This window comes from Thermomonospora cellulosilytica (assembly GCF_014138835.1).
GTDB classification, from domain to species: Bacteria; Actinomycetota; Actinomycetes; order Streptosporangiales; family Streptosporangiaceae; genus Thermomonospora; species Thermomonospora amylolytica.
This window is the reverse complement of sequence record NZ_JACJII010000001.1, coordinates 6748662-6768160: the sequence shown is the minus strand read 5'-3', so window position 1 is coordinate 6768160 and position 19499 is coordinate 6748662. Positions and strand designations below refer to the sequence as shown.

21 protein-coding genes are annotated in these 19499 nt (G+C 74.1%); 13 read left to right on the top strand and 8 right to left on the bottom strand.

The features are described 5' to 3' along the window. Positions 1 to 34: 34 nt before the first annotated feature. The 4 genes from rsgA to HNR21_RS31765 are packed head-to-tail and all read right to left on the bottom strand — an operon-like array spanning position 35 to position 3277. Positions 35 to 1030, bottom strand: a complete 996-nt coding sequence (gene rsgA, locus HNR21_RS31780; RefSeq protein ID WP_376766612.1) for a ribosome small subunit-dependent GTPase A — start codon at positions 1028 to 1030, stop codon at positions 35 to 37. After that, positions 1027 to 2304: a 3-phosphoshikimate 1-carboxyvinyltransferase gene (aroA, locus tag HNR21_RS31775; RefSeq protein ID WP_182708046.1), complete on the bottom strand. Its 1278-nt coding sequence runs from the start codon at positions 2302 to 2304 to the stop codon at positions 1027 to 1029. Before aroA ends, rsgA begins: the two co-directional genes overlap by 4 nt. Before the next feature lie 58 nt (positions 2305 to 2362). Next, on the bottom strand, positions 2363 to 2605 hold the full coding sequence (locus HNR21_RS36225) for a zf-HC2 domain-containing protein (RefSeq protein ID WP_182708045.1): 243 nt from the start codon (positions 2603 to 2605) through the stop codon (positions 2363 to 2365). A 57-nt stretch (positions 2606 to 2662) separates the two neighbouring features. Further along, positions 2663 to 3277 (bottom strand): DoxX family membrane protein, encoded by a 615-nt coding sequence (locus HNR21_RS31765; protein ID WP_182708044.1) that lies wholly within the window; start codon positions 3275 to 3277, stop codon positions 2663 to 2665. Positions 3278 to 3365: 88 nt separating this feature from the next. On the opposite strand from HNR21_RS31765, the gene HNR21_RS31760 reads away from it, so the two are divergent. Beyond that, complete coding sequence (locus tag HNR21_RS31760; RefSeq protein ID WP_182708043.1) at positions 3366 to 4124, top strand: SOS response-associated peptidase; 759 nt, start codon at positions 3366 to 3368, stop codon at positions 4122 to 4124. A gap of 78 nt (positions 4125 to 4202) precedes the next feature. Beyond that, positions 4203 to 4532 carry a TraR/DksA family transcriptional regulator gene (locus tag HNR21_RS31755; protein ID WP_182708042.1) on the top strand — a complete coding sequence of 110 codons (330 nt, stop codon included), beginning with the start codon at positions 4203 to 4205 and terminating at the stop codon, positions 4530 to 4532. Positions 4533 to 4595: 63 nt separating this feature from the next. On the opposite strand, the gene HNR21_RS31750 is transcribed toward HNR21_RS31755, so the two are convergent. Beyond that, a complete protein-coding gene (locus HNR21_RS31750; protein ID WP_246442392.1) occupies positions 4596 to 5441 on the bottom strand; it encodes a methyltransferase domain-containing protein in 846 nt (281 codons plus the stop codon). 353 nt (positions 5442 to 5794) lie between these two features. On the opposite strand from HNR21_RS31750, the gene HNR21_RS31745 reads away from it, so the two are divergent. From HNR21_RS31745 to bsaP, 8 genes are all read left to right on the top strand, one after another. Then, entirely contained in the window at positions 5795 to 6397 is a 603-nt protein-coding gene (locus HNR21_RS31745) for a sigma-70 family RNA polymerase sigma factor (protein WP_198679115.1), read from the top strand. 67 nt (positions 6398 to 6464) lie between these two features. After that, a complete protein-coding gene (rsrA, locus tag HNR21_RS31740; RefSeq protein ID WP_182708040.1) occupies positions 6465 to 6782 on the top strand; it encodes a mycothiol system anti-sigma-R factor in 318 nt (105 codons plus the stop codon). 183 nt (positions 6783 to 6965) lie between these two features. Continuing rightward, positions 6966 to 7877 (top strand): NAD-dependent epimerase/dehydratase family protein, encoded by a 912-nt coding sequence (locus HNR21_RS31735; RefSeq protein WP_182708039.1) that lies wholly within the window; start codon positions 6966 to 6968, stop codon positions 7875 to 7877. A 325-nt stretch (positions 7878 to 8202) separates the two neighbouring features. Further along, positions 8203 to 9537: an HD-GYP domain-containing protein gene (locus tag HNR21_RS31730; RefSeq protein ID WP_182708038.1), complete on the top strand. Its 1335-nt coding sequence runs from the start codon at positions 8203 to 8205 to the stop codon at positions 9535 to 9537. Beyond that, complete coding sequence (locus HNR21_RS31725; protein WP_182708037.1) at positions 9534 to 10856, top strand: HD-GYP domain-containing protein; 1323 nt, start codon at positions 9534 to 9536, stop codon at positions 10854 to 10856. The genes HNR21_RS31730 and HNR21_RS31725 overlap by 4 nt, the downstream gene beginning before the upstream one ends. Before the next feature lie 122 nt (positions 10857 to 10978). After that, on the top strand, positions 10979 to 12316 hold the full coding sequence (locus HNR21_RS31720) for an acetyl-CoA carboxylase biotin carboxylase subunit (RefSeq protein ID WP_182708036.1): 1338 nt from the start codon (positions 10979 to 10981) through the stop codon (positions 12314 to 12316). A 56-nt stretch (positions 12317 to 12372) separates the two neighbouring features. Next, on the top strand, positions 12373 to 12585 hold the full coding sequence (locus HNR21_RS31715; protein ID WP_182708035.1) for a biotin/lipoyl-binding carrier protein: 213 nt from the start codon (positions 12373 to 12375) through the stop codon (positions 12583 to 12585). Between the two features lie 18 nt (positions 12586 to 12603). Then, positions 12604 to 12789: a biotin synthase auxiliary protein BsaP gene (gene bsaP, locus HNR21_RS31710; RefSeq protein ID WP_119729051.1), complete on the top strand. Its 186-nt coding sequence runs from the start codon at positions 12604 to 12606 to the stop codon at positions 12787 to 12789. Between the two features lie 84 nt (positions 12790 to 12873). Here bsaP and HNR21_RS31705 read toward each other — a convergent pair whose 3' ends face one another. Then, on the bottom strand, positions 12874 to 13650 hold the full coding sequence (locus tag HNR21_RS31705; RefSeq protein ID WP_182708034.1) for a hypothetical protein: 777 nt from the start codon (positions 13648 to 13650) through the stop codon (positions 12874 to 12876). Between the two features lie 121 nt (positions 13651 to 13771). On the opposite strand from HNR21_RS31705, the gene bioD reads away from it, so the two are divergent. Continuing rightward, positions 13772 to 14491 carry a dethiobiotin synthase gene (gene bioD / locus HNR21_RS31700; RefSeq protein ID WP_182708033.1) on the top strand — a complete coding sequence of 240 codons (720 nt, stop codon included), beginning with the start codon at positions 13772 to 13774 and terminating at the stop codon, positions 14489 to 14491. A gap of 11 nt (positions 14492 to 14502) precedes the next feature. Further along, positions 14503 to 15498 (top strand): biotin synthase BioB, encoded by a 996-nt coding sequence (gene bioB, locus HNR21_RS31695; protein WP_182708032.1) that lies wholly within the window; start codon positions 14503 to 14505, stop codon positions 15496 to 15498. A 212-nt stretch (positions 15499 to 15710) separates the two neighbouring features. Here the strand turns inward: bioB and HNR21_RS31690 are convergent, their stop codons facing one another. Both HNR21_RS31690 and HNR21_RS31685 read right to left on the bottom strand, forming a co-directional pair. Next, entirely contained in the window at positions 15711 to 16460 is a 750-nt protein-coding gene (locus HNR21_RS31690; protein ID WP_119731889.1) for a GntR family transcriptional regulator, read from the bottom strand. Positions 16461 to 16722: 262 nt separating this feature from the next. Further along, positions 16723 to 17880: an 8-amino-7-oxononanoate synthase gene (locus HNR21_RS31685; RefSeq protein WP_182708031.1), complete on the bottom strand. Its 1158-nt coding sequence runs from the start codon at positions 17878 to 17880 to the stop codon at positions 16723 to 16725. Positions 17881 to 17942: 62 nt separating this feature from the next. Here HNR21_RS31685 and HNR21_RS31680 point away from each other — a divergent pair, with 62 nt between their 5' ends. Beyond that, entirely contained in the window at positions 17943 to 19448 is a 1506-nt protein-coding gene (locus HNR21_RS31680; protein WP_119729055.1) for a PAS domain-containing sensor histidine kinase, read from the top strand. Positions 19449 to 19499 lie beyond the last annotated feature (51 nt).

Sequence of the window (19499 nt, the reverse complement as noted above, 5' to 3'; positions counted from 1 at the left end):
CGGGGGTCTGGGGGGCGTCCCCCGGACGGACGTGTCAGTCGGTGTCGGTGTCCGCGCGGTTGGCCAGCAGCCGGCGCATGGAGTCCAGGCGGTGCGGGTCGGCGTGCCCCTCGGCCGCCCAGGCGTCCAGGGCGCAGTCGGGCTGCAGGTGGTCGCAGCCGCGCGGGCACCGGGTCGCGCCCTCGGCCAGGTCGGGGAACGCGGCGACGACGTCCTCGGGCTTGACGTGGGCCAGGCCGAAGCTGCGCACGCCCGGGGTGTCGATGATCCAGCCGCCCTCCGGCAGCTCGAACGCGATCGCCGACGACGAGGTGTGCCGGCCCCGGCCGGTCACCGCGTTGACGTGGCTGACCGCCCGCCGGGCCTCCGGCACCAGCGCGTTGACCAGGGTGGACTTGCCGACGCCGGAGTGCCCGACCAGCACGCTGGTGCGGCCGGTCAGGTGCTCGCGCAGCTCGTCCAGCTCGGTGGCGTGGTGCGTCACCACGTACGGCACGCCCAGCGGCGCGTAGATCGCCAGCAGCTCGTCGGGGGACGCCAGGTCCGACTTGGTCAGGCACAGCAGCGGGTCCAGCCCGGCGTCGTGCGCCGCCACCAGGCAGCGGTCGATCATCCGGGGCCGCGGCGGCGGGTCGGCCAGCGCCGTCACGATCACCAGCCGGTCGGCGTTGGCGACGATGATCCGCTCGAACGGCTCGGTGTCGTCGGCGGTGCGCCGCAGCGCCGAGGAGCGCGGGTGCACCCGCACGATCCGGGCCAGCGCGTCAGGGTCGCCGGACACGTCGCCGACCAGCGCCACCCGGTCGCCCACCACGACGCCCTTGCGGCCCAGCTCGCGGGCCCGCATCGCGGTGACCATCCGGTCGCCGAGCAGGCACCGGTAGCGGCCCCGGTCGACCGCCGTGACGAAGCCGGTCACCGCGTCCTCGTGCGCGGGCCGGCGGCGGGTGCGCGGGCGCGAGCCGCGCCGGCCCGGCCGCACCCGGACGTCGTCCTCGTCGAAGTCCCTCAGTCGTCGTGCCAGCGTCAAACCCCCAGCATGCGGGTCCAGCGTTCGGTGAAGTCGGGGAGCGTCTTGCCCACCGTGCCCACGTTCTGTATCTCCACACCCTCGACCGCCAGGCCCAGCACCGCGGCGGCCATCACCATCCGGTGGTCGTCGTAGGTGCGCCACAGCCCGCCGTGCAGCGGGCGGGGCCGGATCTCCAGCCCGTCCGGCAGCTCCCGGGCGTCCCCGCCCAGCGCGTTGATCTCCCGCGCCAGGGCGGCCAGCCGGTCGGTCTCGTGCCCGCGCAGGTGCGCGATCCCGGTCAGCCGGGACGGGCCCGCCGCCAGCGCCGCCAGCGCCGCGATCACCGGGGTCAGCTCGCCCACGTCGCGCAGGTCGGCGTCCAGGCCCCGCAGCGTGCCGGTGCCCCGTACGGTCAGCCCGTCCGGGCCGAGCGACACCTCGCCGCCCATCGCGGCCAGCAGCCCGCGCAGCGCGTCGCCCGGCTGGGTGGTCTCGGCGGGCCAGCCCGGAACGGTCACCCGCCCGCCGGTCACCAGCGCCGCCCCCAGGAACTGGGCCGCGTTCGACAGGTCGGGCTCGATCACCTGCTCGCCGCCGCGCAGCGCGCCGGGCGCCACCCGCCACACGTCCTCGCCGGTCTCCACGGTCGCGCCCGCGTCCCGCAGCATCCGCACCGTCATCTCCAGGTGCGGGGCGGACGGAACGGGCGGGCCCTCGTGCCGGACCTCCACGCCCTTGGCGTACCGGGGGGCGGCCAGCAGCAGCCCGGAGACCAGCTGCGACGAACCGGAGGCGTCGATGGTGACCGCGCCGCCCGCCAGCCCGCCCCGGCCGCGCACGGTGAACGGCAGCGCGCCGCGCCCGCCGTCGTCGATCTCCGCGCCGAGGGCCCGCAGCGCCTCGATGATCGGCCGCATCGGCCGTTCCCGGGCCCGCGGGTCGCCGTCGATCGTCACCTCGCCGTCGGCCAGCGCCGCCACCGGCGGCAGGAACCGCATCACCGTCCCGGCCAGGCCCACGTCGACCTGGACCGGCCCGTCCAGCGGCCCGCGCCCACCGGGCTCGACCAGCCAGTCGTCGCCGTCGTCGGCGATCGGCACGCCCAGCGCGCGCAGCGCCCGCGCCATCAGCAGGGTGTCGCGGCTGCGCAGCGGGCGGACGACGCGCACCGGCCCGTCGGCCAGCGCCGCCAGGATCAGCGCCCGGTTGGTCATCGACTTGGAGCCGGGCAGCTCCACGGTGGCGTCGACCGGCCCGGCGGCCACCGGCGCGACCCAGTTGGAGGAGGACATACCGCAAGGTTAGCGAGCCCGTGGCGCACGGCCCTTTCCTCGCGGTCCCGGACGCCGCTCACTCAGGGCCGCGCGGCCCGCTCGCGGTGCTCTGCGGCCGGTCCTGGCCGCTCGGGCGCTGATCCGCGCCGGGATCGTCGCGCAGGGCGCGCAGGGCGTCCGCCGCGCCGGTGAGCCTGCGCAGCTCGGCCGCGCAGGCGGGGCAGCCGGCCAGGTGCTCCTCGAAGGCGCGGCGGTCGGCGTCCTCCAGCAGGCCCAGGGCATAGGCGCCGACATCGGTGTGCTCGACCGGATCCGGCATGCCGACACCCCCTTTCCCGCCGGTGGCCGCCACCCTATGACGGGCGGCCGGTTCCGGTCACCGCTTGATCTTGACCGGGATCCTGGCCGGGATCTTGGCCGGGGCCTTGGCCGAGCGGAGCGCCTCGCGGCGCGCCCGGCGCACTTGGCGGGCCGCCTCCCGGCGGGCCTGGCGCATCTCGGCCTGCGCCTGCCGGCGCATCGCGCGGGTCTCCACGGCGGCCCGGGTGCGGGCGTCGTGCGCCTGCCGCCGCAGCGCCGCCAGGTTCCGGTACCGGCGCGGCTCGGTGGCGAGCATCAGCAGCGCCGCCGCCAGCCCGCCCTTGAGCAGCAGCAGCGAACGCTCCGTCTCGCGGCGTTCGGGATCGTCCTCGGCCCAGTACTGGTGCTCGGCCACCAGGGTGGGCAGCAGCGAGGCCGCCAGCAGCAGCGCCGACAGCCGGGGGAACCTGCCGAGCGCCAGCAGCGTCCCGGCGCCCACCCCGATCGCTCCCTGCACCCGTACCAGCATCTCGGGGTCCTTGCCGGCGAGCCAGTCCACCCGGTCGGCGATCGGCTTGATGGAGGGGGCCAGCTCCTCGGCGCGCGACCGGGGATCACGCAGCCTCTCCATCCCGGACACGATGAAGGAAGTGGCCACCAACGGTCGGGCCACGGCTCTGATGGGTTGCATGCCCGCTCTATGCCCGCGCCGCGCGCGTTTATTTGTCGAACGCCCCGCGGGCGGGCGGTTTGTCACCGGGAAGGGGCACGATGGGCACATGTGCGGCAGATACGCGTCGGCACGGGCGCGACAGGAATTGATCGAAGAGTTCCAGGTGCAGCTGGACGCCACCGAGGACGCCATCCGGCCCGACTACAACGTCGCGCCGACCAAGAAGGTGCCCGCGGTGCTCACCCGGCCGCCCGGGGACGACGAGGAGGAGGCCGTCCGGCAGCTGCGGGCGCTGCGGTGGGGGCTGGTGCCCTCGTGGGCCAAGGACATCAAGATCGGCAATCGGCTGATCAACGCGCGGGCCGAGACGGTGCACGAGAAGCCGTCGTTCCGCCGGGCGTTCGCCAAACGGCGCTGCCTGCTGCCGGCCGACGGCTTCTTCGAGTGGTACACCGCCCAGGCCGAGGAGGGGCGCAAGCCGAGCAAGCAGCCGTTCTTCATCCGCCCGCGGGACGGCGCGGTGATGGCGATGGCCGGGCTGTACGAGCTGTGGCGTTCCCCCGAGGACGAGTGGCTGTGGACCTGCACCGTGATCACCACCCAGGCCACCGACGACGTGGGCCGGATCCACGACCGGATGCCGATGGTGGTGCGGCCCGAGCACTGGGACGACTGGCTGGACCCGGGGCTGACCGCCGTCGAGGAGGTCCGTGAACTGCTGGTGCCCGCGATGAACGGGACGATGGAGGCCTATCCGGTCTCCAAGGCCGTCAACAACGTGAAAAACAACGGGCCGGAACTTATACGTCCGGCAACGGACGGGCATATACCGGGAGACCACTCCGAATCGAGCTCCCTGTTCTGACGGCCCGTTCCGGCGGGCCGCCGGGCGGGGCGCGCACGAGGCCGGGCACGGGGGACCGGGATTGGAGCGCCGACCACCGTGGACCCCGCCGCCGCCCGTGCCCGCCTGGAGGCCATGCTGGCCGATCTGGACCGGTCCATCGCCCTGCTGACCGGCGAGTCCGGGTACGAGGTGCATCCGGCCGACGCCGGGTCCGACCTGTCGGACGCCCAGCGCGTGGCGGCCTCGCTGGAGGCCATGCGACGGCAGCGCAACGCGGTGCTGGCAGCGCTGCAGCGGATCGCCGCCGGCACCTACGGGCGCTGCGTCAGCTGCCGCCGCCCGGTGGCCGAGGGCCGGCTGGAGGCCCGCCCCGACGCGGCCCGCTGCGTCACCTGCCAGGCCGCCTACGACCGCGCCCGCCGCTAGGTCGTGTCCGGCAGATCTCGGGGCGCTCTTCGCGGGCGCGGCCCGGGCCCGCCCGGGCCGGGCTCAGCGGCGTTCGGAGCGGATCGCGCTGGCCACCAGGTGGATGCCCACCGACTCGTCGGTGACCAGGGCGGTCAGCTCGGTGCGCACCAGACGGCCGAGCGCGTGCTCGTCGGCGGTCAGCACGTGCTCCACCGTGGACGGCGACAGCACCGTGCGCGGCCGGATCCACTCCACCTCGAGCCCGGCCTCGGTGAGCAGCTCGCGCAGCTGGTCGGACCAGAAGCAGCGGGTGATCGTGCCGTCCGGCCAGGGCACCAGCACCACCTCGGCGCGCGGCACGTCCGACAGGTGCGCCCAGTAGTTCTGCTCGGCCAGGATCGCCATCCCCAGCATCAGCGAGTCCACGCTGAGCAGCATCCGGCCGCCCGGCCGCAGCACCCGGGCCAGCTCCCCGACGGTGGTCTCGGCGGCCAGGTGCCGCGACAGCATCCGGTCCTCGGCGATCACCGCGTCCATGCAGGCGTCGGCCAGGAACCCCAGCGACGAGGGGTCGCCGATCACCCGGTGCACCGTGCCGGCCCGACCGGCGCGCTCCCGGCCGGTGCGGTACGGCCGGCCCGGCGGCCGCGGCGCCGCCGCCCGCCGTGCGCCGCCGCCCGGTCCGGGGGCGGCGGCCAGCACCTCGACCACGGTGTGCCCGGCCGCCGCGGCCCGGGCGGCGGTCATCGTCCGCCCGCCGGACACGTCCAGCACCCGGGCCCGCCGCTTGGGCAGCCACCGCTGCAGCTGGGCCGCCGCCACGGCGTGGTAGAAGTTCCAGTACAGCCCCAGGTCGTCGCCCGTGCCCGGATCGTTGCGCAGGCTGCTGATCGGGCGTTCGGGGGGCGTGGCCGGCAGCGGCAGCAAGGTTGCTCCTGTTCTCGCCATGTACGTGACTTGTTCCCCCCTCGATGCTCGGCCTCACCCCCGGTCGAGATTGTGATGAAACGGCTCGTCGGGCAAAGTCCGGACGTTGTCCCGGCTCCGCCGGCCGGCCGGGAATCCCACGGCGGGACTACGCGTTGCACACGCCTGTAACAGTCGCGACCGCACGCCGCCGGGAGGATGATCCCGGCCGGTTCACCGGGGAAGATTGGACACCGATGGCGTCGACGCCCGCAGCAGTTGCCGACCCTCTGGGGGTCGCTGTCGTGCCACGGCAGCGCCGCCCTATATCTTCTGAGACGTACGGTGGCGAACGTGTCGCCGGCATCGAGGGGGTGGGTCAGGTCCCGGGCACCACGGAGACCGTGGAGCAGCGCCAGGAGCGTTTCCAGCGCGACGTGCTCCCGTTCTTGGACCAGCTGTACTCGGCGGCGTTGCGGATGACCCGCAACCCGGCCGACGCGGAGGATCTCGTCCAGGAGACCTTCGCCAAGGCCTTCGCGTCCTTCCATCAGTTCAAAGAGGGCACCAACCTCAAGGCCTGGCTGTACCGCATCCTGACGAACACCTTCATCAACAACTACCGCAAGCGGCAGCGGCAGCCGCAGCAGTCGGCGACCGAGGAGATCGAGGACTGGCAGCTGGCCAGGGCCGAGTCGCACACCTCCACCGGGCTGAAGTCGGCCGAGGCCGAGGCCCTGGAGCACCTGCCGGACTCCGACGTCAAGACGGCGCTGCAGGAGCTGCCCGAGGAGTTCCGCATCGCGGTCTACCTGGCCGACGTGGAGGGGTTCGCCTACAAGGAGATCGCGGACATCATGGGCACCCCGATCGGCACCGTCATGTCCCGGCTGCACCGCGGCCGGCGGCAGCTCCGATCGATGCTGGAGGACTACGCCCGCGAACGCGGCCTGACCCGTACGGGGGAGGGGTCGTGAGCAGGGCACGGGCGCGCCGGGGCGCGCACGGTACGGCGGGCCTTCGGCATGACGAGGTGAATGAGCGATGAGCTGCGGAAAACCCCACGAGACGCCCTGCACCGAGGTGCTCGCCCACGTCTACTCCTATCTGGACGGCGAGCTCGACGACCACGGCTGCGCGCAGATCCGCAAGCACCTCGACGAGTGCGGCCCCTGCCTGCGCGAGTACGGCCTGGAGGAGGCGGTCAAGAAGCTGGTGAGCAAGTCCTGCGGGTGCGAGCCGGTGCCCGGGGACCTGCGCGCCAAGGTGCTGGGCCGCATCGAGCAGCTGTGCGCGGAGGTCGGCGGCCCGCAGGCGCCCGCCGAGGCGGTGGACACGATGGTGGACACCGAACGCGCCTGAGGCACGCCCAGGCCTCACGAAGGGGCAGGCCGGGCGGCCCCGCCCGGCAGGGCTCCGCTGCGGCCGCCTGACCGGTTTCGTCTGGGGGCCGACCCCCAGGCCCCCGAAAAGCCCTGGTCAGGCGATCCTCGCTCCGCAGAGCTCCGCTGCGGTCGCCTGACCAGGGCGCGCTATCGTGCTCGGGTGCTCGTTCTCGTCACCGGCGCGGCCGGCTTCATCGGATCCCACCTGGTCGATCGGCTGCTGGCCGACGGCCACGAGGTGATCGGCGTCGACGATCTGTCCTCGGGCCGCAACGTGCCGGCCGGCGCCGACTTCCACCGGCTGGACGTGTGCGACCCGGGGCTGGTCGAGCTGGCCGCCCGGCGCCGCCCCGAGGTGGTCTGCCATCTGGCCGCCCAGGTCAGCGTGCGCTCCAGCGTGGCCGACCCGCGGCACGACGCGCGGGTCAACGTGCTGGGCACGGTGAACGTGCTGGAGGCGGCCCGCGTCGCCGGGTCCCGCAAGGTGGTCTTCGCCTCCAGTTGCGCCGTCTACGGGGTGCCGGACAAGCTGCCGGTCCCGCCCGACGCCGAGTTGCGGCCCGCCTCGCCGTACGCCTCCTCCAAGGTGGCCGGCGAGATCTACCTGCAGACCTACAGGGCGCTGCACGGACTGGACTTCACCACCCTGGTGCTGGCCAACGTCTACGGCCCCCGCCAGGTCCCCGAGGGGGAGGCCGGGGTGGTCTCGATCTTCACCGACGGCCTGCTGCACGGCACCCCCACCAAGGTGTACGGCGACGGCGGCAACACCCGCGACTATGTCTACGTCCTCGACGTGGTGGAGGCGTTCGCGCTGGCCTGCGGGGAACGCGGCGGCGGGTGCCGGCTGAACGTGGGCACCGGCGTGCAGACCACCGACCGGGAGCTGCACACCCTGGTCGCCGAGGCGGCGGGCGCCCCCGACCGGCCGGGCGCCGCCCCGGCCCGGCTCGGCGACCTGCGGGCCATGGCGGTCGATCCCGTTCCCACCGCGGAGGTCCTGGACTGGCGGCCGCGCACCGCGCTGCGCGAGGGGCTGGCCGCGACGGTGGAGTGGGCGCGCGGGCGGTGACCGCGGGGTCCGGGTCGCCTGTGGTGACGAATGGCTCACGCCTTGCTCACGATTTGGCGGTTGCCCCTGTGACGCGGGTCGCAGCCGTCTAGGCTTGGCCGCGTTGGCGGCGGGCGCCTCCCGGCCTGCAGGGGTGGCGGGGGAGCCGGACACGCCGGAACGCGACAGGACTCGGGCGACCGCAGCGGAGCTCTGCGGAGCGAGGCCCGCCCGAGCCCGCCCTTCGGGGGTCCGGGGGTCGCCCCCCAGACGAACGGCGTCCGGCACGGGCCACCGGCCCAGACGAGGGCGGCCCGCTCGATCGTCGACTCCCGAGGGGGCGGCAATGCGGGGACTACCTCCCGCAGCCTGGGCGTATGTGAGCGTGGTGGTCGCGCTGGCCGCGGCGGCCATCGGCACCGCGCCGCTGGCGGACCTGGACCTGCGGGCGCTGGCCGTGCTGGCGGCGCTGTTCCTGATCTGCGACTCGGCGCCGGCCAAGCTGAACGTCGAGCGCGCCCGCGTGTCGCTCGGCTACGCCGCCGGCCTGGCCTCGGTGGTCTGGCTGGGGGCGGGCGGCGCCGCGCTGGTCGGGGCCACCGCGATCGTCACCGGGCAGCGGTTCTTCGCGCCGGTCAAACGGCTGTTCAACGGCGCCCAGTTCGCGCTGAGCGGGTACGCGGCCGGGATGGTGTTCGCGGCGCTCGGCGGCGACCGGTACCCGCCCGGCCACGAGCAGTGGGTGGAGCAGGTGATCGGGCCGTTCCTGGGCGCGCTGGTCACCTTCGTCACCGTGAACCTGCTGCTGATGGCCGGGATCCTGCTGATCAGCCGGCAGGCCACCGGCCAGGAGCTGCTGCACGAGAGCGGCGAGCTGGCGGTGGGCTGCCTGGGCTACGGCATGTTCGGGCTGCTGATCGCCGGGCTGTGGGGCGCGGTCGGGCCGTTCTCGGCGGTGCTGGTGCTGCTGCCGCTGTTCATCGCGCGCTGGGCGCTGGCCCAGACGCACGCCCAGCAGCAGGCGCACGCCGCGACGCTGGCCGCGCTGTGCCAGGCGGTGGAGACCAAGGACTACTACACCCGCGGGCACAGCGAACGGGTCTCCCGCGGGTCGGTGATGATCGCCCAGGAGATCGGCATGCGGCCGGACCGGGTGGAGGCCATCCGCTACGCCGGGATGCTGCACGACGTCGGCAAGCTCGGGGTGCCCACCAAGGTGCTGCAGAAGGACGGGCCACTGACCGAGGAGGAGTTCGCCGCGATCCAGCTGCACCCGATGCGCGGGCTGGAGATCGTCCGGGAGATCGGGTTCCTGGACGAGGCGCTGGCCGGGATCATGCACCACCACGAGCGGATGAACGGCCGCGGCTACCCGATGGGGCTGGCCGGGGACGAGATCCCCGAGTTCGCCCGGGTGATCTCGGTGGCCGACGCGTTCGACTCGATGACCTCCAACCGCTCCTACCGGGCCGCCCGCTCCAAGGAGGAGGCGATCGAGGAGCTGCGCCGGGGCGCCGGGGACCACTTCGACCCGGTGATGGTGGAGGCGTTCCTGCGCGCGCTGGAACGGCACGGCTGGGAGCCGCCGGAGCCGGTGGTGCCGCCGGAGGACGACGTCGTGGAGACCACCCAGCAGGACCACGACGACCCCAGCATGCCGATCAAGATCGCGAAGTCATGAGCGCCGCCGCAACGGCCGGCCCCCGCCGGCGGTCCGCCCGGCCGCGGCCCGACACCGGCCGGGTCGTCGTGGTCGCCGTCGCCGGGCTGCTGGTGGCCGGGTCGGTGGCGGCCGTGGCCGCGCGCGGGCTGGTGCAGCCCGAGGTCGCGGTGATCTTCGGCCTGCTGGTGGCGCTCGGCGAGCTGTTCCGCATGGTGATGCCCGGCAACCGGGAGGTGGCGCCGGTCGCCAGCGCCGGCGGGCTCGGCTACGCGCTGCTCACCACCGTCGGTCCCGGCGTGCCCGCCGACCACTCGGCGCTGCAGGTCGTCGCGGTGGCCGCGGGCGCGATGTGCGTCGGCTCGCTGCCGCACATCGCGGTGGGCCGGATGCCCCGCCCGGACGCGATGGCCCGCCGGCTGCTGACCATCGCGATGGTGGCGCTGTGTTTCCGGCCGCTGGCGTCGCTGGACCTGGGCTGGGCCCCCACGCTGTGCCTGATGGTCGCCATCGTGGGGGGATCCTGCTTCATCGAGGTCTGCATCGCCGCGCTGATCCGCGCCGAGTCGGTGCGCGCCCGGTTCGGGATCGCGGTGCGCGACGAGATCCGCGCCAAGATGGCGCTGTGCATGGCCACCGCGGCGACCGGCATGCTGATCGCGGTGGCCACCGCGGTGATGGGCCGCGCCGCGCTGCTGGTGTTCACCGCCCCGATCCTGGTCACCCAGTTCGCGTTCCGCCGGTACGCCGGGATCCGCGCCACCTACCTGCAGACCGTCCGCGCCCTGTCCCGGGTCACCGAGGTCGGCGGGTACGTGGAGACCGGCCACTCCCGCCGGGTGTCCCGGCTGGCCGTGGCGATGGGCCGGGAGCTGGGGATGTCGGAGGAGGAGCTACTGGAGCTGGAGTACGCGGCGCTGATGCACGACATCGGGCAGCTGTCGCTGGGCGACCCGATCCCCGGCGGCGCGACCGTGCTGGCCTCCCCGAACGAGCAGCGCCGCATCGCCGAGCTGGGCGCCGCCGTCATCAAGGAGACCGGCGTGCTGGACCGGGTCGCCTACATCGTCCGCCGCCAGGCCGACCCGTACCGCGCCGCCGTCCCCTCCGGCCCGCCGGACGCCGACGCCGGGCCGGCCCCCGCCGCGCCGCTCCCGCCGCCGCCCCTGGCCAGCCGCATCATCAAGGTCGCCAACGCCTACGACGACCTGGTCGGGGAGTCCACCGACCGGGACCGCAGCGCCGCGGTGCTGGAACGGCTCCGGCTGGACTCCGCGGTCGAGTACGACCCGACCGTGGTGGAGGCGCTGGCCCGGGTGGTCGAGCGCCGCCCCCGCTGACCGGCGCGGCCGGAAGCGCGATACCGTCCAAAGCCGCGCGGTCCAGATTTGTCGCCGTCGCGACCGCCCCTCGCGCCGCCGCGGGACTATCGTCACCGGGGTCGGATGCGAGAGGGGGAGCGGTGTTCGAGTCCGTTCTGGTGGCCAACCGCGGCGAGATCGCCAGCCGGGTCATCCACACGGTGCGCGCGATGGGGCTCAAGGCGATCGCCGTGTACTCCGAGGCCGACGCCGACCTGCCGTTCGTGGCCGAGGCCGACGAGGCGGTGCTCATCGGCCCGCCACCGCCCGCCAAGAGCTACCTGGACATCGACCGGGTGCTGGAGGCCGCCCGCCGCACCAACGCGCAGGCGGTGCACCCCGGCTACGGGTTCCTGTCGGAGAACGCCGAGTTCGCCGAGCGGGTGACCGCGCAGGGACTGGTGTGGATCGGCCCGCCGCCGCTGGCCATCGCCCGGATGGGCGACAAGATCAACGCGCGCAACCTGATGATCGAGGCGGGCGTGCCGGTGTCCCCGGGGGTGTGGGAGCCGGTGCCGGACGCCGCCACCGCGGTCGCCGAGGCCGAGCGGATCGGCTACCCGGTGATGGTCAAGGCCGCCGGCGGGGGCGGCGGCATCGGGATGGGCGCCGCCCGCGACGAGGCCGAGCTGGTGAAGGTGTACCAGACCGCCCGCACCCGCGCCGAGCGGTTCTTCAGCAACCCCGACATCCTGCTGGAGCGGTACATCGAGCGGGCCCGGCACGTCGAGGTGCAGATCCTCGGGCTGGCCGACGGCACCGTGCTGGCCCTGGGCGAGCGGGACTGCTCGGTGCAGCGCCGGCACCAGAAGATCGTCGAGGAGACCCCCTCGCCGGGGGTGTCGCCGGAGCTGCGGGCCCGGATGCTGGCCGCCGCGGTCCGCGCCGGGGAGGCGGTCGGCTACCGCGGCGCCGGGACGGTGGAGTTCCTGGTCGACCCGGCCGCGCAGGAGTTCGTGTTCCTGGAGATGAACACCCGGCTGCAGGTCGAGCACCCGATCACCGAGCTGGTCACCGGGATCGACCTGGTGGAGCAGCAACTGCTGATCGCGGCCGGCGAGCCGCCCTCGTTCACCTCCACCGAGCCGCACGGGCACGCCATCGAGTTCCGGGTGTACGCCGAGGACCCGCAGCGCTTCCTGCCCAGCCCGGGGGAGATCAAGATCTGGGAGGAGCCGGTCGGCGAGGGCGTGCGGATCGACGCCGGCTACGCCGAGGGCAACACCGTGACCCCGTTCTACGACCCGCTGCTGGCCAAGCTGTGCGTGCACGGCACCGACCGGCCGGCCGCGCTGCGCCGCGCCGGGCAGGCGGTGGCGGCGTTCCAGATCGAGGGGCTGAAGACCAACCTGCCGTTCTTCACCGAACTGCTCGGCGACGCGGAGTTCGTCGCCGGGACCTACGACACCGGGCTGGTGGACCGGATGCGCCGCCGCTAGGCGGGGCGCCGGCCGCCGGATCCGGGACACGACCGTGACGAGGAAAGGAGCCCGGGGTGGCGGAAGTGCGCGCGGAGATGGTCGCTAACGTGTGGAAGGTGGTCGTCGCCGAGGGCGACCAGGTCGTCGACGGCGACGAACTGGTCATCCTGGAGTCGATGAAGATGGAGATCCCCGTGGTGGCCGACGCCGACGGGACGATCACCGCGCTCAAGGTGGCCGAGGGCGACGTCGTCCAGGAAGGCGACCTGATCGCCGTCATCGAGTAGCAGTGAAGGGGCCGGGCCGTGGAGACCTACTGTGACCGGTGCGGGAAGCCGTCGGCGGACGGCGGGCACGAGCAGTGCCGCCAGGCGCGCGCGCTGGAGCCGCCGCGTTACTGCGGGCGGTGCGCGCGCCGCATGGTCGTGCAGGTGACGCCGACGGGCTGGACCGCCCGCTGCGTCGAGCACGGGATCCTCACCTCGGCCTGACCCGTTCTTCCGGGGGGCGACCCCCAGACCCCCCGAAGATCGGGTCAGACGATCCCCGCTTCGCTGCGGTCGTCCGACCCGGCGTCACGGTCCGGTGACGTCCGCGCAGCCGTCCTCTCCCGGCAGCAGCGGACGCCAGCGGACCGTATAGGCACGCCCCCCGTCGCCCCATGCGGTACGCCCGTCGGTGTCCTCGGCGATCCGCAGGGCGCGTGCCGCGTCTCGTCCCTGGAGGACCAGGCACGGCCGCTCCTGCGTGCCGGGCGGCGTGAACGGCCACCGCCTGACGTTCCCGGGGTCGTCGGCCTGCGGGTGGAACAGCGCCGCCAGCCGTTCGACGCGGTAGGGGCCCGGCGGCGCGGCCAGGTCCTGCCGGGGCCAGCGTTCCGGCGCCAGCCGCCGTTCGGCGAACCGGACGGCCGGATCGTCGTCGCCGGGATGCTCGATCGTCGTCACCGCCGACCCGAACCTGACGGTCAGCGTGAACGCGTCGGCCACGTTCTCGCGGCGCACCCTGCGGGGCTCGGCGAGCCCGGCGGCGAAGGCGTCGTCGATCAGCCGCCGCAACGCCCGCGGGGTGAGCCGGTACTCCTGGAGCCGCGGCAGCGGCTCGTGGCGCGCCCCGTCCTCGCGGACGGCGATCACCCGGCCGTCCCCGTACACCGACAGGTCCGGCACCGAGCCGTGCAGGCCGATCCCCCCGATGCCGCCCGACAGGTGCCGCCGCAGCACCAGCGCGTCGGGCGCGGGCGAGGCGGGGACCGGGTCCGGCGCGTCCGGCGACCCCGCGCAGCCCGCCATCGCGCAGACGGCCAGCACCGCCGCCACTGCGCCGCTGGTCCTGCCCGGTGCCGCGCGCATGCGCGTTGGACGTTCCGCCCTCCGGCCGGGTTCCGTAGTCCGCAACGGTACAAATCTCCCCGCCGAACGCTGTGGGATTCAGTCGAAGTCCTGATCGCGGCACCGCGCTAACCTGCCGGTCGTGAGCGTTCTCATGGTGACCGGGACGTGTACCGGCGTCGGCAAGACCATCGTCACCGCCGCGCTGGCCACCGTGGCCCGGGCGCGCGGTTCCTCGGTGGCGGTGGTCAAGCCCGGCCAGACCGGCGTGGCCCCGGGCGAGCCCGGCGACCTGGACGAGGTGGCGCGCCTGGCCGGGGTGGACGACCTGCACGAGTTCGCCCGTTTCCCCGACCCGCTGTCGCCCGCCGCGGCCGCCCGCCGGGCCGGGCTGCCGCCGCTGCGGCTGGCCGACGTCGCCGGGCAGATCAGCAAGCTGGCCGACAGCCGTTCGCTGGTGCTGGTGGAGGGCGCCGGGGGGCTGCTGGTCCGCTACGACGCCGAGGGCACCACCCTCGCCGACCTGGCCCGCTGGCTGAACGCCGCGGTCGTCGTGGTGGCCCGGCCCGACCTGGGGACCCTCAACCACACGGCGCTGACCCTGGAGGCCATGGCGCACCGCGGGGTGCAGCTGGCCGGGGTGGTGATCGGGTCGTGGCCCGCCGAGCCGGACCTGGCCATGCGCAGCAACATCACCGATCTGGAGACCATCGCCGCCCGCCCGCTGGCGGGGGTGCTGCCGGCCGGGGCCGGTGCGCTGGACCCGGCGGAGTTCCTGCTGACGGCGCGCGCGGGCCTGGCCCCGGCGCTGGGCGGCACGTTCGACGCTGCTACGTTCCGAAACACCTACGCCCTCGACTGAAGGAGACGCTTGTGACCGACATCATCGAGGTGGCCCGCCGCCAGGTGCTGGAGGAGGGCAAGGGACTGACCGCCGAGCAGGCCCACGAGTGCCTGACCCTCCCCGACGAGCGGCTCGAGGACCTGCTGGCGCTGGCCCACGAGGTACGGATGCGCTGGTGCGGCCCGGAGGTCGAGGTCGAGGGCATCGTGTCGCTGAAGACCGGCGGCTGCCCCGAGGACTGTCACTTCTGCTCCCAGTCCGGCAAGTTCGAGTCCCCGGTGCGCTCGGTGTGGCTGAACATCCCCGAGCTGGTGGAGGCCGCCAAGGAGACCGCCAAGACCGGCGCCACCGAGTTCTGCATCGTGGCCGCCGTGCGCGGCCCGGACCGGCGGCTGATGGAGCAGGTCCGCGAGGGGATCAAGGCCATCAACGAGGCCGTCGAGATCAACATCGCCTGCTCGCTGGGCATGCTCACCCAGGAGCAGGTCGACGAGCTGGTGGCGATGGGCGTGCACCGCTACAACCACAACCTGGAGACCGCCCGCTCGCACTTCCCCAACGTGGTCACCACCCACTCCTGGGAGGAGCGCTGGGAGACCTGCCTCATGGTCAAGGAGGCGGGCATGGAGCTGTGCTGCGGCGGCATCATCGGCATGGGCGAGACCGTCGAGCAGCGCGCCGAGTTCGCCGGCCAGCTCGCCGAGCTGGAGCCCGACGAGGTCCCGCTCAACTTCCTGACCCCCCGTCCCGGCACCCCGTTCGAGCGGTACGGCCTGGTCGAGGGCACCGAGGCGCTCAAGACCATCGGGACGTTCCGGCTCGCCCTGCCGCGCACCATCCTGCGCTACGCCGGCGGCCGCGAGCTCACCCTCGGCGACCTGGGCACCCGCTCGGGCATGCTGGGCGGCATCAACGCCATCATCGTCGGCAACTACCTCACCACCCTGGGCCGCCCCGCCGAGCAGGACCTCGACCTGCTCACCGAGCTCCAGATGCCCATCAAGGCCCTCTCGCGCACCCTTTAGCCGCGGCTCCGCCGCGGCGGCTCGCGCGCCTGAGGACGCGTGGCCGTTCGTCGTCGCGGACAAGATCGCTCGTTCCTCGCGATCTTGTCCGCTCCTCCTCACGGTCACGCGGGCGCGCCCGCTGTGGTCTTCAGGACCTTCGGGTGCGAGGGCGCGGGAACGAGGTGCTGGAGGCTCCTGTCAGCGGGGTGTGGGGGCTCCCGTCCATGTCGTCAGCGGCGGCGCAGGCGGGTGATGAACTTGTAGCGGTCACCGCGGTAGAGGGACTGGGCCCACTCGACGGGCTGGCCCTCGGTGTCGAAGGCGTGCCGGGACAGCAGCAGCATGGGCAGGCCGACGTCGACGCCGAGGAGCTGGGCGTCGTGGGGGGTGGCCAGGACGGTCTCGATGACCTCCTCGGCCTCGGCCAGGTGGACGTCGTAGGCGGTGCTCAGCGTCTCGTACAGGGAACGGTGCCGGGGCAGCTCGCGGCGCAGGCCGGGGAAGCGGCGGGCGGGCAGGTGCGAGGTGTCGATCGACATGGGCTCGCCGTCGGCCAGCCGGAGCCGGTGGATGCGCAGCACCCGGCCGCCGGGGCGGATGCCCAGCAGCCGGGCCAGCCGCTCGTCGGCGCTGGCGTAGCCGATGTCGAGGATCTTGGTCTCCGGGTGCAGCCCGTGGTGCCGCATCTCCTCGGTGTAGCTGGTGAGCTGGAGCTCCTGGGCGACCTTGGGCTTGGCCACGAACGTGCCCTTGCCCTGGATCCGCTGCAGCCGGCCCTCCACCACCAGCTCCGCCAGCGCCTGCCGCACGGTGGTGCGGGAGGTCTCGTACTTCTCGGCCAGCGTGCGCTCCGGCGGCAGCGGGCTCCCCGGCGGCAGCGACTGGATCAGCTCGACCAGCAGTTCCTTGAGCTTGTAGTACTTGGGGATGCGGGGCCCCGGGTACCCGAGATCGCCCAGCGGGGCCCGTTCCGTGCCCATGCGTGCCCTCCGCTCACCTCCGGTGCGCCCGGCGGCACCGGCCTCGTTCACCGCGAGTTCACTGTCCGCCCCCCGGTGCGCGCCGACGCGCCGCACGCCCTTCTCGGTCCGGCCGGCGCCGCGCGCCTGCGGCTCATGCCTGCCCACCCGTTCGCTCAGTGTCATGGGGTGGCTCCGCTCGCAGGGGCGGCACACTCGGGCCGCACGCCGTCACTGTCTTCTCGGGTTCACCGTGGGTTGGCCCCGATGTTACGCATGAAGATTACGGCCCTGTTTCGGCCCGTACCTTCTGCAGCGCCCCTTCGAGGACTGTGAGTTCCGCCTCTGTGAGGGAGGCCCGGGCTGTGAGCCGCAGACAGGCGCGGCCCGGCGGCACCGACGGCGGGCGGAAGCAGCCGACCCGTGCGCCGTGCTCGAAGCAGATGTCGGCGGCCCGTACCGCGGCGTGCGGATCGCCCAGCACCACCGGCACCACCGCGGCGTCGGGGCTGCCGGGAGTGGTCGCAAGGCCCAGCCCGGCGGCCATGTCGCGGATCCGGCGGGCCTGCCGGCGGGCGCGGGCGGGCAGTTCCGGTTCGGCGGCCAGCACGTCGAGCGCGGCCAGCGCGGCCCCCGCCGCCGCGGGCGCCAGCCCGGTGTCGAAGATGAACGACCGGCCCACGTCGACCAGCGTCTCGATCACCTCGGGGGCGCCGAGCACCGCGCCGCCCTGGGAGGCCAGCGACTTGGACAGGGTGAGGGTGAGCACCACGTCGGGCTCCCCGGCCAGCCCGGCGGCGTGCGCCGCGCCCTGGCCGTACTCGCCGACCACACCGAGCGCGTGCGCCTCGTCGACCACCAGCAGCGCCCCGTGCCGGCGGGCGGCCGCGTGCAGCTCGCGCAGCGGGGCCAGGTCGCCGTCCACGGAGAACACCGCGTCGGTCACCACCAGCGCGTGCTCCTCCTCGCGGCGGGCCAGCGCCTCCTCCACCGCCGCCACGTCCCGGTGCGGCGAGATCACCACCCTGGCGCGCGACAGCCGGCAGGCGTCCACGATCGAGGCGTGGTTGACCTGGTCGGACACCACCAGCGTGCCGGGCCCGGCCAGGGCCGTCACCGCTCCCAGGTTGGCCAGGAACCCCGAGGAGAACACCAGCCCGGCGGGCGTCCCGGTGAACGCGGCCAGCCGCCGGTCCAGCTCCTCGTGCAGTTCGGTGGTGCCGGTGACCAGCCGGGAGCCGGTCGAGCCGGTGCCCCACTCGCGGGCCGCCCGTACCGCCCCCTCCACCAGCCGGGGGTCCCGGGACAGCCCGAGATAGTCGTTGGACGCCAGGTCGATGAGACCGTCGAAGTCCGGCCCGCGCGGGCGCAGCCGGCGACGCAGCCCGGCCTCCTCGCGCCGCAGGGTCGCCCGGCGCAGCCGCGCCAGTGGATCGCTCACCTGTCCTCCTCTCGCCCGGAGGCCGCATTCTGCCAGTACCGGTGGCCTGGGATGATGGTCGGGTGCCGACGTTGAGCGATCTAGTGCGGACCCGGACAGATCTGCAGCCCGCCGATTTGGAGTGGCTGCACGCGCTGGTCTCGGACTGGCAGTTGCTGGCCGACCTGTCGTTCGCCGACCTGGTGCTGTGGGTACCCGAACGCGGCGCGGTGCCCGGCGGGGACGTCCCCGGCTGGATCTGCCTGGCCCAGATGCGCCCCACCACCGGCCCCACCGCGTACCCGGAGGACCTGGTCGGCAAGGTCGTGCGCAGCGGCCGGCGCGGGCTGATCGACGTGGCCTGGCGGGAGCAGCGCATCGTCCGGGAGGGCGACCCGGAGTGGGGGAGCGGCATCCCGGTCCGCGAGGAGTCCATCCCGGTCCGCCGCGCCGGCAAGATCCTCGGCGTCATCCAGCGCAGCACCAACCTCAGCTCGGCCCGCACCCCGAGCCGGCTGGAGCTGACCTACCTGCAGAGCGCCAGCGACCTGGCCCAGATGATCTCCGAGGGCCGGTTCCCGATCGTCGACACCGAGCCCAACCTGGTCCGTTCCCCGCGGGTCGGGGACGGGCTGCTGCGGCTGGACAAGGCCGGCCGGGTCACCTACGCCAGCCCGAACGCCCAGTCCGCCTACCGCCGTCTGGGCATGGCCACCGACCTGGTCGGCGAGCACCTCGGCGAGGTCACCCGGCGGCTGGTGGACACCGGCGAGCCGACGGAGGAGTCGCTGGTCCGGGTGCTGGGCGGGGCCGCCGCCCGGGAGGCCGAGGTCGAGGCGCAGGGCTCCGTCGTACAGCTGCGCACCATCCCGCTGGTGGTCTCCGGCGCCCGGATCGGCGCGATCGTGCTGGTCCGCGACGTCACCGAGCTGCGCTGGCGGGACCGCGAGCTGATGACCAAGGACGCCACCATCCGGGAGATCCACCACCGGGTCAAGAACAACCTGCAGACCGTCGCCGCCCTGCTCCGCCTGCAGGCCCGCCGGCTGCGGGTCCCCGAGGGCCGCGCCGCCCTCGACGAGGCGGTCCGCCGGGTCGGCTCCATCGCGATCGTCCACGAGACCCTCTCGCACACCCCCGACGAGCTGATCGACTTCGACGACATCGCCGACCGGGTGATGACCATGGCCGGCGAGGTCTCCGCCCCCGAGACCCAGGTCGTCCCCAAGCGCACCGGCGCCTTCGGCGTGCTCCCCGCCCAGATCGCCACCCCCCTGGCGATGGTCCTCACCGAACTGCTGCAGAACGCCCTCCAGCACGGCCTGGGCGACCGCTACGGCGAGCTGGAGGTCCGCGCCGAGCGCACCCCCGGCGACCCCCCGCACCTGCGGGTCGTCGTCTCCGACAACGGCGTGGGCCTGCCCCCGGACTTCGACGTCGAGGGCACCACCAGCCTCGGCCTCCAGATCGTCCGCACCCTCATCGTCGGCGAACTCGGCGGCCACCTGGCCTTCGCCGCCCGCCCCGGCGGCGGCACCGAGGTCACCATCGACATCCCCCTGACCCACACCCCCGCCCGCCCCCGCTGACCCCGGACCACGCATCCACCGGAACGGCGCCTCCCCGCGCACTGGACGTGC

What these genes read in the sequence shown, in the direction of transcription:
- HNR21_RS31730 (WP_182708038.1), top strand. Translation starts at nt 8,203, where the DNA reads ATGCGGGGACTACCTCCCGCAGCCTGGGCGTATGTGAGCGTGGTGGTC.
- HNR21_RS36225 (WP_182708045.1), bottom strand. Translation starts at nt 2,605, where the DNA reads ATGCCGGATCCGGTCGAGCACACCGATGTCGGCGCCTATGCCCTGGGC.
- HNR21_RS31760 (WP_182708043.1), top strand. Translation starts at nt 3,366, where the DNA reads ATGTGCGGCAGATACGCGTCGGCACGGGCGCGACAGGAATTGATCGAA.
- rsrA (WP_182708040.1), top strand. Translation starts at nt 6,465, where the DNA reads ATGAGCTGCGGAAAACCCCACGAGACGCCCTGCACCGAGGTGCTCGCC.
- HNR21_RS31705 (WP_182708034.1), bottom strand. Translation starts at nt 13,650, where the DNA reads ATGCGCGCGGCACCGGGCAGGACCAGCGGCGCAGTGGCGGCGGTGCTG.
- HNR21_RS31690 (WP_119731889.1), bottom strand. Translation starts at nt 16,460, where the DNA reads ATGGGCACGGAACGGGCCCCGCTGGGCGATCTCGGGTACCCGGGGCCC.
- aroA (WP_182708046.1), bottom strand. Translation starts at nt 2,304, where the DNA reads ATGTCCTCCTCCAACTGGGTCGCGCCGGTGGCCGCCGGGCCGGTCGAC.
- HNR21_RS31725 (WP_182708037.1), top strand. Translation starts at nt 9,534, where the DNA reads ATGAGCGCCGCCGCAACGGCCGGCCCCCGCCGGCGGTCCGCCCGGCCG.
- HNR21_RS31765 (WP_182708044.1), bottom strand. Translation starts at nt 3,277, where the DNA reads ATGCAACCCATCAGAGCCGTGGCCCGACCGTTGGTGGCCACTTCCTTC.